The organism is Pseudoalteromonas sp. MEBiC 03485, assembly GCF_004195145.1.
GTDB classification, from domain to species: Bacteria; Pseudomonadota; Gammaproteobacteria; order Enterobacterales; family Alteromonadaceae; genus Pseudoalteromonas; species Pseudoalteromonas apostichopi.
Genome location: NZ_SGBT01000002.1, coordinates 857,263 through 870,411 on the forward strand (window position 1 = coordinate 857,263; position 13,149 = coordinate 870,411).

The 13,149-nt window shown below is 41.8% G+C and carries 10 protein-coding genes; 7 read left to right on the top strand and 3 right to left on the bottom strand.

Going from position 1 to position 13,149, the window contains the following annotated elements; genetic code table 11:
* The first annotated feature begins 108 nt into the window (after window positions 1–108).
* A complete protein-coding gene (locus tag EVU92_RS20485) occupies window positions 109–603 on the top strand; it encodes a hypothetical protein (protein WP_130052991.1) in 495 nt (164 codons plus the stop codon).
* 193 nt (window positions 604–796) lie between these two features.
* On the opposite strand, the gene EVU92_RS20490 is transcribed toward EVU92_RS20485, so the two are convergent.
* Both EVU92_RS20490 and EVU92_RS20495 read right to left on the bottom strand, forming a co-directional pair.
* Entirely contained in the window at window positions 797–1,498 is a 702-nt protein-coding gene (locus EVU92_RS20490; RefSeq protein ID WP_130052992.1) for a M15 family metallopeptidase, read from the bottom strand.
* Window positions 1,499–1,550: 52 nt separating this feature from the next.
* Window positions 1,551–3,164: a sensor domain-containing diguanylate cyclase gene (locus EVU92_RS20495; protein WP_205987953.1), complete on the bottom strand. Its 1,614-nt coding sequence runs from the start codon at window positions 3,162–3,164 to the stop codon at window positions 1,551–1,553.
* A 369-nt stretch (window positions 3,165–3,533) separates the two neighbouring features.
* Here EVU92_RS20495 and EVU92_RS20500 point away from each other — a divergent pair, with 369 nt between their 5' ends.
* Window positions 3,534–4,721 carry a heparan-alpha-glucosaminide N-acetyltransferase domain-containing protein gene (locus EVU92_RS20500; RefSeq protein ID WP_130052994.1) on the top strand — a complete coding sequence of 396 codons (1,188 nt, stop codon included), beginning with the start codon at window positions 3,534–3,536 and terminating at the stop codon, window positions 4,719–4,721.
* A gap of 47 nt (window positions 4,722–4,768) precedes the next feature.
* Here EVU92_RS20500 and EVU92_RS20505 read toward each other — a convergent pair whose 3' ends face one another.
* Complete coding sequence (locus tag EVU92_RS20505) at window positions 4,769–7,642, bottom strand: FAD-binding and (Fe-S)-binding domain-containing protein (protein WP_130052995.1); 2,874 nt, start codon at window positions 7,640–7,642, stop codon at window positions 4,769–4,771.
* 349 nt (window positions 7,643–7,991) lie between these two features.
* Between EVU92_RS20505 and EVU92_RS20510 the strand changes: the two genes are divergently transcribed.
* Genes EVU92_RS20510 through EVU92_RS20530 form a run of 5 tightly spaced genes read left to right on the top strand, consistent with a single transcriptional unit; the run spans window position 7,992 to window position 13,092 of the window.
* Window positions 7,992–9,800, top strand: coding sequence for a glycoside hydrolase family 3 protein (locus tag EVU92_RS20510; RefSeq protein WP_130052996.1), 1,809 nt, complete (start codon window positions 7,992–7,994; stop codon window positions 9,798–9,800).
* A 48-nt stretch (window positions 9,801–9,848) separates the two neighbouring features.
* Complete coding sequence (locus EVU92_RS20515) at window positions 9,849–10,646, top strand: putative hydro-lyase (protein ID WP_130052997.1); 798 nt, start codon at window positions 9,849–9,851, stop codon at window positions 10,644–10,646.
* Window positions 10,647–10,652: 6 nt separating this feature from the next.
* Entirely contained in the window at window positions 10,653–11,384 is a 732-nt protein-coding gene (locus tag EVU92_RS20520; protein ID WP_130053044.1) for a 5-oxoprolinase subunit PxpA, read from the top strand.
* Entirely contained in the window at window positions 11,369–12,232 is an 864-nt protein-coding gene (locus tag EVU92_RS20525) for a glutamate cyclase domain-containing protein (protein ID WP_130052998.1), read from the top strand. Before EVU92_RS20520 ends, EVU92_RS20525 begins: the two co-directional genes overlap by 16 nt.
* Before the next feature lie 2 nt (window positions 12,233–12,234).
* Window positions 12,235–13,092, top strand: a complete 858-nt coding sequence (locus EVU92_RS20530) for an aminotransferase class IV (protein ID WP_130052999.1) — start codon at window positions 12,235–12,237, stop codon at window positions 13,090–13,092.
* The last annotated feature ends 57 nt before the right edge of the window (window positions 13,093–13,149 follow it).

Here is a 13,149-nt window from a genome sequence, read left to right on the forward strand (position 1 = left end):
TATATTTTTATTTTCGGTTAACAATCATAACCGAGGCCAATGTACCCAATATGGCAATTAAAAAACAGAATTAATTGTAAAAAAAAGTAACAAACAAGCAGGAACATAATGAATCAAACAATTAAGATACAAGCACTTACACTAGCATTAGTACTAGTATCAGGCTGTCAAAAAAATGAAATAAGCGAGCAAAATACAGCACAACAGCCAACGACCAGTTCACAAAAAGAACAAGTTTTAGTTAAAGATGTTAAAAAAGCAGTCGAAATCAACAAACAAAAATCTACTAACGCTTTTAGTAATAATGGCGAAAAAATTACCTTTGATGCGCCTAATTTAGTCAAAGGCACAGAAGTCTTTAATCATGCAATGCAAGAGCGCGGCATCGCTACTGGGGCAATTTATTTAACTCTAAAAGAAAACAGTTTACCAATAGAGCTTAGCAGCCAATACACACTGAAAAAAATGACCAACAAAAATTATCGATACATTGCAGATAAAAACACTGATTTATTAAAAGTACAAAACGCTTTTAAACAAAATGCCAACGTAGATGTTGTTGAAATTAAAATTGATTATTCACCGATTAAAGAAGTGATGTAGGACAGGAGCTCTCAGCCTTCTGCTATCAGCCGTCAGACGCGCGAAACAAGTTTCACGCCTACTTGTAGCAGCGGGTTTATCCCGCGCCATCATGCGCTAGGTTCTAGGCCCTAGGCTCTAGGACGCGATGTAAAATCGCTGCTACCTCGAAACTCGCTAACTTTACTCTTTCCCCTCGTAACTCGCTAACTTACTACTCCACCACAAAGTCAAAATAGGTGGCTGGGTATGCTTGAGGTTGATAAGTGAAGTGCCACCACTCCATTGAATATGGGGCGAACCCGGCATCTGTCATAAGGGTTTTTAGTTTATACCTATTTGCTTTTTGCTCTGCATTAATACGCGGATCGTCGGTATTAGAAAGGGTATCGAACATATCAAACGGTGAGCCCATATCAAGCTCTTTGCCTTTTGTATCGACTAACGTTAAATCAATCGTTGAACCACGACTATGGCCCGATTTAGCTGCGATGTAATCACCAAGCAGCTTGTCTTTGCCTAAGTTTGGATAAAACTCAGCTTTAGTACCTGTATCCTCTAAATCGTTAACCCAACGCACAAAGTGGTCAACGGCGCGCTGTGGGCGGTAACAATCAAAGATTTTTAAATTAAGGCCTTGTGTTTGAGCTGCTGTTTGCACATTTTTAAGAGCGGCAGCAGCGCTATTATGCAATAAGCATTTAGGCGCGTTGTAGCCATCAACAGGTTTGCCTACAAAGTTATGATGACCAAAATAACGAATATCTAACACGGCATTAGGAAGTAAAGCACCTACATCCACAAATTCACTTCGCTTATCATCGCTTGGGTTTGCATAAGCAGTGCTTGTGCTAATAAGCGCTATACTTAGCAAAGAAGAGGGGATAGTTAAACGTGCCAACATAGTGAATGCCATTTTAATTTCTCGTAAATAACTTAATACCACTCACTATTGCACATTAAATAACTTATTCCAAGATTAAAGACTCAGAAACAGGAGTAATATTTTGGCTATATAATGCATCTACAACTGATCGGTTGCGACCCGTCTTTTTAGCCTGGTATAAAGCTTGGTCGGCAAGTTTAAATACTTCATCAATGTTTAATTGCTCGATTGGCCAGCCTGAAATACCAATCGATACATTAATGCAGCCAACAGGGTCAATGTAGCTTTCGGACACCCGCATACGCAAACGTTCAGCGAGTTGATACGCTCGTTTTGCTTCGACTCTTGGCATGATCACAATGAACTCTTCACCGCCTGTACGGGCAACCACATCACTATCACGAGTGACATCTAACAAAATTTTAGCTAACGACTGTAGTACCACATCACCAATGTCATGACCAAACTCATCGTTCACTCGTTTAAAATGGTCGATATCGATAGCCAACACAGCAAAAGGACAACGCTGAGCTATAAAATGATTAATTTGTATATCAAGGCTACGGCGATTGTGCAGGTTAGTTAATGGGTCTGTTTGCGCTTCTTGGCGCAATAAACCTATTTTACTTTGTAGTAGCCCCACTCCTTTTAACATGGCTTTTCTTAACTCATTACTTTCAAAATACCATGAGCGGATTTGTGTCAACTCTAGTGACGTTGAAGGGCGATCTAAGGTATTTGCAGTCTCAGCTAATTGCCTTAATGGCTGTGAAATTAAACGTGCTAATACCCAAATAAACACAAATGTAAGTAAACCAATTGGGGCTGTCTTTACAAACACTTGCCACATTAAGTCATCAAGCGGTGCAAGGGTGTTTTCAAGCGGGCGCTGAGTGACTACCCCCCAAGAGGCAACTGTCATTGGCGCGTAACCGGCAAGCATTCCAACGCCTTTGCTGTTGGTAACAATCTGTGTGCCTGAGTTACCTTTTAATACCTCATCAATTACTTGGTTATCATATACTTGCTCACCAATTCGGCTTTTATCAGGGTGATAAAGTAAGCGATGATTTTCATCAACCACATACAGATAGGAACCGTCTTGATAGTAATGAACTTGCAGCAATTCATTTAAAATACTGGTCCGCTTCAAGTAAAGGGTGCCGCCAACATAACCAATAAAATTGCTATTTTTGTCAAATAATGGCTGCGAAATAAAGATCAGTAAATTACCTGCCATCGAAATATACGGCTCACTGATCATTGGAATCCGATACGACAAAGCTGCCTTAGTACCAAAACTATCTACTTTTCGGTTTTGTAGTTTCAGTGACTTGGGCGAAACACCTAGAATATCGCCTTGTGCATTAACAATAATTGTCGAATTAAAACTATTGGTTTGTAGTCTTAACCTGTCTACCTCAGAATTAATTAACCCTTGATTATTAAAATCATCCTCAAGAATTTTACCGACATAAGCAAGTTGTTGCTGAGCAGCCAGTAAAAAGTTATCGGTCGCCGACACCAACTTAGCGGCATAGGCCTTATGATTATTAAGGGTTTTATCTATTAGTTGTTGCTTTTGAACTTGGTAGCTCGAGTAATAACTATTTAGAAAGGTAATAAGCGTTGCAGAAAACGCTAACAATAAAATTAAGCGACGTAGGTTTAAACCTTTACTTAGACTCTTAAGCACGATACTTCTCACATATGGGGCCCAAAGTCCATATCGGGTACATCTAATACCTTTATACTAGCAAGATGTTTTGTGTACCTCTATAAAACTTTTGTCATAATTTGATTTAGCGCAAATAAATGAGTGCAATTACTCTAATTAAAGTAACTTTGTTTAATAACTTCAGCTACCAAGCACTCGTTAAACATGAACGGCATCAAAGCCTCTTACCAGCAACCTTCGTTATTTAACATGTTGAATTTAATAAACTATAAACTTAAGACAGTTAAAAGAATGGCTAATACATGCGATTTATATTGTTCAAAAGCAGCTTGCTTTGATGTAATAATTTATTACACTATAAAAACAAAATAACAATAAAGTTTTCCTATGCGTCAACACTGTGCTGAAATCATCAATAAACTCCCTTCACATCGACTTATGGCGTTAGATGTAATGCGGGGCTTGACTATTACTGCCATGATCTTAGTGAACAACCCGGGCAGCTGGAGCGCTATGTATTGGCCGTTGAAACATGCAGACTGGCATGGCTGGACACCTACCGATTTAATTTTTCCCTTTTTTATTTTTATTGTCGGCATGTCTATTACGCTATCTGTAAATAACCTGCGTGGTAAAGGGGTAAGTGATCAACAAATATTAAAAGCAGGTGTTATTCGCACCATTAAACTTATTGTGCTGGGTTGGTTTTTAGCCTTGTTTTATTACAATTTTCAAGACCCTTCTTTTAGCTGGGTTGATGACAAATTATTGCAACTGCGCGTGTTGGGTGTGCTACAACGCATCGGTTTGGTGTATTTAGCAGCCCTGTGTTGTTACCTCTATTTATCGCCGAAAAAAATAGCCATTACTTGCATCGCTCTTTTATTATTTTATGGCGCCGCCATGCTTTATATCCCGTATACCTTGCCAAACGGCGAGGTAGTGAGTGGCTTATGGTTACATGGCAATAACTTAAGTGCTTTCATAGACAACACCGTACTTGGTAGTCATCACCTGTATTATGCCAATGCTAAGCCACTGCCATTTGATCCTGAAGGGCTGTTCTCAACTCTTCCTGCGATTGCGAGTGCGCTCAGCGGCATTTTGACTGCAGTTTACTTAACCAAACAACTCGACCTTAAAAAGCAAGCACGTACACTAATCTTAGCAGGCATATTAAGCGTTATTGCCGGCTATGCTATTTCGCCAATAACGCCTATCAATAAAGCATTATGGACTCCTAGCTATGTGTTACTCAGCTCAGGGCTTGCTGCGATTTTTTATGCTTTATGCAGTACTATTTTAGATATTTATAAGCTGCGCAGCTGGAGTGCTCCATTTATTGTTTTTGGTGCTAATGCGATATTATTTTTTATGTTTGCAGGCGTGTTTGCACGGCTATTAATTATGATCCCGCTCGGCGATAGCAGTTTAAAAGGCAATGTTTATGGTCTTATACAATTAGCGATCAGTGATGATTATTTGGCATCTTTTATATTTTCGCTGCTGTTTTTAGCAGTGTCTTATATTGTGATGTTCAGCTGCTACCGCAAAGGCATTTTTTGGAAGGTTTAGTCTTTGAACAGATGAGCCAGTCAGCAACTGGCTCATCTGTTCAGCAATTATGCCTGTGGTATTGCATGGCTTTGCTTATCGAGTAGATACAAAATTGACTGATAACTAATGCCACTGTGCTCAGTTAAACCAATTTCGCAGCTACGGCTATTAGATACGCCGCGACTACAATTTTTTGGCACTTGTTGTTTAAGGGTTTTTAGCGCGTTGCTATTGAGTTCTGGCAAGTTAAAACCCTTATCACCAGCAAAACCACAACACTCAATATCGGCTGGAATAATTACCTCATTACTACATGCCTTGGCAAGTGATACTAGGCTTTGCTCTTTACCTAATCGCTTTGAGCTACAGGTAACATGGAGCATCACAGGCTCATTCACAGGCGTTACTTGCAAATTAGGCAGTAAGTACTGAGCTGCAAAGTCGGCACTTTCGTAAATTTTGAGTGCAGTATTTTGCGCAGCATTAAGGGTGGTGAGCGCACAGGGGCTGGCATCAAAAACGATTGGATACAGGCCATTATTTGAAAGCGCCTCGAGCTTAGTAAGTAATTGCTCACTTTTATTTTTAGACTCTTGATTAAAACCTTTACTAGCAAATGGCATACCGCAGCATAGTGAATCAGCTTGTTTAGGTATCACCACTTCATAGCCTGCTTTTGCAGCTAATGAAAAGATTACATCAAGCAGTGGACGCTTATCATCGGCAAGTTTATCGGCCGCAAAAACCCGGCTTGCGCAGCTTGGCATATAAACTAACTTTTTCGCTTGTTGGGGTTGTTGACGTTTTCTATTAATTGGCTGCTCGGCCCTTGGCCATGCCGAATAATATAGCGGTGTACCAAGCAACTTATTAGCAGGTTTACTCAGGTTTCTTAAGTTACTGCTGCCAATTGCTTTTTCTAGCACCTGCATGACGGATAAGCCAAACCGAGCACCAGAGGCGACAACCGCAAAATGCTTGCTGGCAAAGCGTGATAATGACCGCGCTACCTTGTTTGATGAGGCTTTCTCTGCTCTGAGTGATTTTATAAATTCGCCCGTGTTTATCCCCACTGGGCATTTAAGTCCGCAAAGACCGGTTGCTGCGCACGAATCAATACCAAGGTATTTAAAGTCGGCCTCGATAACACTGAGCTTTTGATTTAACTTCTGCTTACTCGCTAAATCATCGGTTGTTAGCAATTGATTGTGTAATTCGGTGCGGTGCCGCCATAAAGTAATACGCTGCCTAGGTGTTAAGGTAAGCCCTTTTGATGGGCAAACCACTTCGCAAAAGCCACACTCAATACAGGTGTCAATAATATCATCACTTTTTGGCATGACTTTTAAATGCTGAGTGTGAGCATTTTTGTCGTGATTAATAATAACCCCAGGGTTGAGAATATTCTGCTTATCGAATAATGCTTTAAGCGCAACCATCACCGAGAAGCCATCATCTCCCCATTCGGTGGCAACAAACGGAGCCATGTTACGACCTGTGCCATGCTCTGCTTTTAATGACCCTTTTAGTTCAACTGCCACTAAGTTCGCCACATCAGCCATAAATTGCTCGTAACGGCTTACTTGCTCGTGTGTGTCGAAGGCTTGAGTAAATACAAAATGCAGGTTTCCGGCCAGTGCATGACCAAAAATAATGGCTTCGTCATAGCCATATTTAATAAATAATTGATGCAGCGCATTTACGCCCTCAGCTAATTTATCAAGAGCAAAGGCGACATCTTCAATAATCACTGTAGTGCCAGTTTCACGCACCGCGCCAACCGCAGGAAACGTTCCTTTGCGGATATTCCAAAGTGCTGCATTACGAGCACTGTCAGCAGAAAACTCAATCGCTGCCAGCTGGCTTTGCTTAAACTGAGCAAGAAGTTGCTCGGTGATCTTAGTAAGTGCATCAAGAGCCTCTGCATTTTCAGCTCTTAACTCAATTAAAAGTGCCGCTGATTGCTCTGGATAGTTGGTCACTTCTTTTGGCATTATGGCATGTTCAGACACCGACATCAGGGCACGTTTATCAAGTAGCTCAACCGCAGCAACATCAAGTTCACTCAGTCTTTGTACCAGCTCACAAACCTTACTGATATCGTCAAAGATAAAAAAACCTGTGTGTTTATACTTATGCTCGACCACTGTGTGGTAGGTAATATCTGCGATAAAAGCTAACGTACCCTCAGAGCCAATAATTAAATGTTTAATGATTTCGATTGGATCAGAAAAATCCAGTAACGCATTTAAGCCATAACCTGTGGTATTTTTTAAACGATATTTATGGGCGATGCGTTCACTCAAATCTGGGTTCTGCTTTACGCTATCAACAAGGTTCATTAGCTCATCAACCCAGCTACTATGGCTTTGCAAAAAGGCGTTACAGCTTTGGTTATCAGCCGTATTAAGCACAGTGCCATCGGCAAAAATTAGGGTCATATCTTTTACTGTATGGTAGCTGTTTTGCGCCACCCCACAACACATACCCGATGAATTATTTGCCGCCATCCCCGCTATTTTGCAACTATTAATTGAAGCGGGATCAGGGCCAATTTTTTTACCAAACGGGGCTAATACTTGATTCACTCTAGCGCCGATGATCGCCGGTTGTAAGCGTATTGCATCGGCATCATCAATAATCTCAAACTTGCTCCAACTATCGCACAATAAAACCAATACCGAATCTGTAATTGCTTGCCCAGATAAACTCGTCCCTGCAGCTCGAAATGTGATAGGTATTTGTTGCTCGTTTGCAGCAATGATCACTTGTCGTGCTTGATTTTGATTGCTAACTAATACAATTAACTCAGGAATTAATCGATAAAAGCTTGCATCTGTTCCATACGCATAACGGCGCGAGTAATCTTCTATTAATGCAGACTCTGGTAAAAAAGGTGCAATTTGCTGTTTGAATGCGTGCAATCTTGTTAAAGCCATCTCGCCCCCAGGCTTGTCATAGTTACGCTGATGATTATGGAATATATTATTACTTTAAATTGTACTAAAAAGCGACCCATTAAATTGATAAATTATCATCTTCAAGCATTTTCATCAGCATAAAGGTTTGGTTATTTAAGCATATCAGCCCTATTTGGTGATCTAACTTAGCTTTTTGCAGTCATGCAGAAAAACCGCTAGGGTAGCAAAAAAAGACTGTATTTATATTTAAAAACCCATTAACATCAAGAATAATTTATTCTAAAAACTAAATAAGCGTTTTGCTTTGGAGCTTGCTGTGTTAAATAAGTTTGCACTATCGTCACTGGTTATCGGATTAGGATGTTTCATGCCATTACAATCATCATTTGCTGAGTCTGCATTAACTTTAAAACAACAGTTAGGGCAAAAGCTCATGCTCGACCTGCGCTATTACTGTGAGCAAGACCCTGGCGAGCAAAAATGCCGTACACCGGTCACTCAGCTGCCAGCCGATTTAGCCAATATCATCACTAAACATAACATTGGTGGTGTGATTTTATTTGCTGAAAATATCGATACCGTGCCACAGGTGATCAAACTTAATAATGATCTACAAAAAGCTGCTGCTAAGTCTGAGTTAGGCTTACCGCTGTTTATTTCGATAGATCAAGAAGGTGGCCGAGTAGCCCGAATTCCTCGTGATGTAGGCACTTCATTCACAGGTAATATGTCGATTGGCGCAACCTACAAAGAACATGGCACATACTTCGCGACTGAGTCTGCGCGCATTATCGCCGACGAGCTTTTAGCACTGGGTGTTAATGTTAACTATGCACCCACGGTCGATGTAAACATGAACCCAGATAACCCTGTTATTAACGTACGTTCTTACGGTGAAGACCCGCAACTGGTTGCGAAACTAGGTGGTGCACAAGTCGCAGGGTTCGAAAATAACGGCGTTATTTCATCGTTAAAGCACTTTCCGGGGCATGGCGATACTAACGTAGATAGCCACACAGGCTTGCCAAAGGTAATGCATGATAAAGAAACCATTTGGCAGCAAGACCTACCACCATTTAAAGAAATTATTAAGAATCAACAGCCGGGTATGATCATGACTGCACATATCCAATATCCAGCCCTCGATGACACTACGTTTGTCAGTAAAGAAGGCAAAACCATGATCAAACCTGCAACAATGTCGCGCAAAATCATCACCGACTTATTGCGTGATGAACTCGGTTATCAAGGTGTTGTGATCACCGATGCACTTGATATGGCAGGGATTAGCCACTTCTTTGAACCAATTGAAGCAGTGATAAATACCTTTGCAGCGGGTGTTGATATTGCGCTTATGCCAATTGAAATAAGAAGCCCTAAAGACTTGGCGGTACTTGAAGCCCTAATTGACAGATTAGAGCAAGAAGTACAGCGTGGCACTTTAAATGCTGACGAAATGAGTGCTTCAGCAACGCGTATTTTAAGACTTAAAGAGAAGTTTAAACTCACCTCTTCACTTGACGACGAAGCAGCTATCAAAAAAGCGCAGCTTTTACTTGGTGATCAAGGTCACAGAAAAGTAGAAGCCGAATTAGCATTAGCCGCTATCACCGAAGTTAAAAACGAAAAAAATACCCTACCACTCGACATTAAATCAGGCAGCAAAGTGCATATTATTATGCCAGATACCCGCAAGTGCTATGCCCTACAGCAGGCGTTAGTTGATAACACTGATAAGTTAATCAGCTTTAGCTGCACTAGTTTGCAAGGCTATGAGAAGCTTGCCACGTTAAAAGAAATTAACGAAGCCGATATAATCATTGCCGCAAATGCGTCACCAAAACAAAGTGCTGTTGAAGTAGGTGGAATGGACGATTTGGCTGATAACCCAGAGTTTGCAATTGCTAAAGCAGATCAATCTGCGGCATTAGAATCATTGCTAAAACAAGCAAAATTAGCCCATAAGAAGACCGTATTTGTAAGCTTACGTGCCCCTTACGATATTGCTCAATTTGGAAAATTTGGTGATGCTGTACTTGCCACATATGCTTACAATATAGATGTAGATACAGATGAAAAGATTGCTGGTCCTGCATTCACAGCGCTAGCAAAAGTTTTACTAGGGAAGGCCCCTGCTAAAGGGCAGCTGCCCGTTACTATTAATGACCTGAACTGAGTGTTATTGTAGCAACTATGGGCAAGTGTTAACTTCAAGGAGAGTCACATGCAAAAAAATGCATCTTTAACCACTCCTGCGGCTATTCGTAAAATGGTACGTGAGGGTGACTACAGTGGAAATACATCGGGTTTTGCACCGGGTTTTGTGCAAGCAAATTTAGTGATTTTACCTAAACAATATGCGTTTGATTTTTTGCAGTTTAGCCAAGCAAACCCGAAAGCTTGCCCGATTATTGCTACTAGCCGTTTACCGGGCGTTACCGATATGCCAACCGTTGGTGAAGATATAGATATTCGTAGCGACTTCCCTCGTTACCGCATCTTTAAAAATGGCCAAATGGTTGAAGAAGTAACTGATATTACAAGCCATTGGCGCGATGATTTAGTCACCTTTCTAATTGGTTGCTCGTTCTCGTTTGAAGAAGCGCTTATTGCCGCGGGTCTTGAGATCAGAAATATCAGCGAGCAAAAAAATGTGCCTATGTATGTGACCAATATGGCCTGCCAGAGTGCGGGGATTTTCCACGCCAATATGGTCGTTAGCATGCGCCCAATGAAACCTGCAGATGCTATTCGGGCAATCCAAATTTGCAGCCGTTTTCCAAGTGTACATGGTGCGCCAGTGCATTTTGGTGACCCTGTAGCAATTGGCATAAAAGATATTAACAAGCCTGAATTTGGCGATGCGGTTACCATCAAAGCAGGTGAAGTACCGGTGTTTTGGGCCTGTGGTGTTACTCCACAAGTTGCGATTGCCAACGCAGCACCTGATTTTTGTATCACGCATAGCCCAGGACACATGCTGATCACTGATATTCCAAATAGTAAAATGGCAGCGTTATAAATGACGATGAAACTTAATTGCGACCTTGGCGAAAGCTATGGGATGTGGAAAATGGGCTTAGACGAGCAAGTTATGCCACATATTGATATGGCAAACATTGCTTGTGGTTTTCATGCTGGCGATGCCGATGTGATGGCAAACACCCTAGCCCTTGCCAAGCAACACAAGGTAATGATTGGCGCACACCCAAGTTACCCAGATAAGCAAGGCTTTGGTCGCCGTTCTATGGCTATGAGTGAAAAAGAGCTTACCAATTGCCTGCATTATCAAATTGCTGCAATTGATGGTATGGCTGCGGTACATGGCTTAACGCTCGAATACGTAAAACCACATGGCGCCTTATATAACGATATGATGAGTGACGAGCAAACCTTGAATATCGTTATGCGTGCTGTGGCTAGTTATGCAAAGCCACTAAAATTAATGATTTTAGCCACCAACCAAGCAGCCGAACACAAAGTACAAGCAAAAAATCTTCAACTAGAACTCATTCTAGAGGCGTTTGCCGACCGTCAATACACAGACGAAGGTAAACTAGTCACGCGCTCTTTAGCTGGCAGTGTACACGATAAACCAGCGCTAATGGCGCAGGTTAGACAGTTAGTTGAACATGGCACAGTCACAACGCGAAGCGGTCAGCAGCTTGCGCTTGATGCCGATAGCCTGTGTGTGCACGGCGATAATGAAGCGGGTATTGCGCTCATTCAAGAGATCAAAGCACTATGTCAGCAAGCATAAGCGACGCTGCGCTCAGCCAACAAATTGAAACCATGATGGTTGAACAAAACCCGCGTGGTATGCAGCATTTATATGCAAAACAACTAACGGGTACGTATTTACGCGCAGCGAAATACCTTCATCAAGCACAAGGTACTGTATTGATTGGTACAGGCTTTGCAGTCAACAATACCTTCGAAACCGACGGCCCAGTTGGAGCGATTGCACTTTACAAAGTACTCAAAAAACTTGGTAAACAGCCCCTTTTGGTTACTGGCAACCCCCTTTACAGTGCCCTTAAAAAAGACTTCAACTGCTTTGAGCTGCCAATTAATAGCATTGATAATGCCCACACTTTTAGCATTAAAGCCCTTGCACAGCTGAAACCTGATTGTGTTTTATCAATAGAACGCCCGGGGCTGAATCAGCATCAGCGTTATTACAATATGCGCGGTATTGATATTTCTGAGCATTGCGGCTGCTTTGATTTTTTTGTAACAGAAGCACGTTGCCCCACCATAGCGATTGGTGATGGCGGTAACGAAATAGGCATGGGTAACCTTGCACAGCACATGCAAGCGCTAAACATTACTCCTTGTTTAACTCCTTGCGATGAGCTTTTACTCGCCGATGTATCTAACTGGGCGGCGTACGGGCTGATAGCCTTTTTAAGTCGCTGGCATAACACCGATTTGCTGGCTGAAATTGAGCCACTCAATATTTTACATTATCTAAGTGAGCGCGGTAGTGTCGATGGTGTCACCCATAAAAACGAGCTCACCGAAGACGGCCTGCATGCAATGCATGGTCAACAATTAATAACTCGGCTTCGCCAACTTGGCGGCTTTACGACAGAGAATGAGGTTTAACAATGGGCACGGTATACCTAAATGGTGAATACCTTGGCGCTGATGAAGCAAAGATTTCACCAATGGATCGCGGCTTCTTATTTGGCGATGGCATTTATGAAGTGATCCCATCATACCAAGGCAAAATGCTAGGCTTTGGCGCACATATTGAGCGTATGAATAACGGTTTAAACGAGCTTGAAATTAAGCTCGATTACAATGCCGATACGTGGCGTAAAATCTGTAATGATTTATGCGAAAAAAACCAAGGTGACAACCTAGGGATTTATTTGCATGTGAGCCGCGGCGCTGATACAAAACGTGCCCACGGCTACCCAAGCAATATTACTCCGACCGTATTTGCGTTTGCTTTTGAAATTCCGGCAGAGCCAAAAAGCGACATCGATAGCGCAACAACTTACACCGTATCACTTGAGCAAGATCGTCGCTGGCAACGTTGCCATATAAAATCAACGGCACTGCTTGGCAACGTGATCCATTACCAACACGGTGCAGCAGCGGGTAATAAAGAAACCATTCTATTTAATCGTTTAGAAGAAATTACCGAAGCCAGTTCAAGTAATGTGTTTATCGTAAAAGATGGTGTGATCAGCACGCCACCACTTGATAACCAAATTTTACCGGGGATCACCCGCTGGTTAATCCTCAATATTCTTCACAGTTACAGTGATTTTAAAGTGCAAGAGCGCATTATTAGTAAAGAAGAGTTACTTGATGCCGACGAGGTATGGATTACCAGCGCCACTAAAGAAGTTGGCCCAGTCGTAAAAGTAAATGGCAAGTTAGTTGGCGATGGCAAACCAGGTGCAATTTGGCAACAAGTGCAAAGCCTGTTTACCAAGCATAAGTTTGATTACTAATTTAATCGCACTTTAAAAAAACGCCTACTTAAAGTAGGCGTTTTTTTTAGCTATTAT

What these genes read in the sequence shown, in the direction of transcription:
- EVU92_RS20500 (WP_130052994.1), top strand. Translation starts at nt 3,534, where the DNA reads ATGCGTCAACACTGTGCTGAAATCATCAATAAACTCCCTTCACATCGA.
- EVU92_RS20525 (WP_130052998.1), top strand. Translation starts at nt 11,369, where the DNA reads ATGTCAGCAAGCATAAGCGACGCTGCGCTCAGCCAACAAATTGAAACC.
- EVU92_RS20490 (WP_130052992.1), bottom strand. Translation starts at nt 1,498, where the DNA reads ATGGCATTCACTATGTTGGCACGTTTAACTATCCCCTCTTCTTTGCTA.
- EVU92_RS20515 (WP_130052997.1), top strand. Translation starts at nt 9,849, where the DNA reads ATGCAAAAAAATGCATCTTTAACCACTCCTGCGGCTATTCGTAAAATG.
- EVU92_RS20530 (WP_130052999.1), top strand. Translation starts at nt 12,235, where the DNA reads ATGGGCACGGTATACCTAAATGGTGAATACCTTGGCGCTGATGAAGCA.
- EVU92_RS20485 (WP_130052991.1), top strand. Translation starts at nt 109, where the DNA reads ATGAATCAAACAATTAAGATACAAGCACTTACACTAGCATTAGTACTA.
- EVU92_RS20510 (WP_130052996.1), top strand. Translation starts at nt 7,992, where the DNA reads ATGCCATTACAATCATCATTTGCTGAGTCTGCATTAACTTTAAAACAA.
- EVU92_RS20520 (WP_130053044.1), top strand. Translation starts at nt 10,653, where the DNA reads ATGAAACTTAATTGCGACCTTGGCGAAAGCTATGGGATGTGGAAAATG.
- EVU92_RS20505 (WP_130052995.1), bottom strand. Translation starts at nt 7,642, where the DNA reads ATGGCTTTAACAAGATTGCACGCATTCAAACAGCAAATTGCACCTTTT.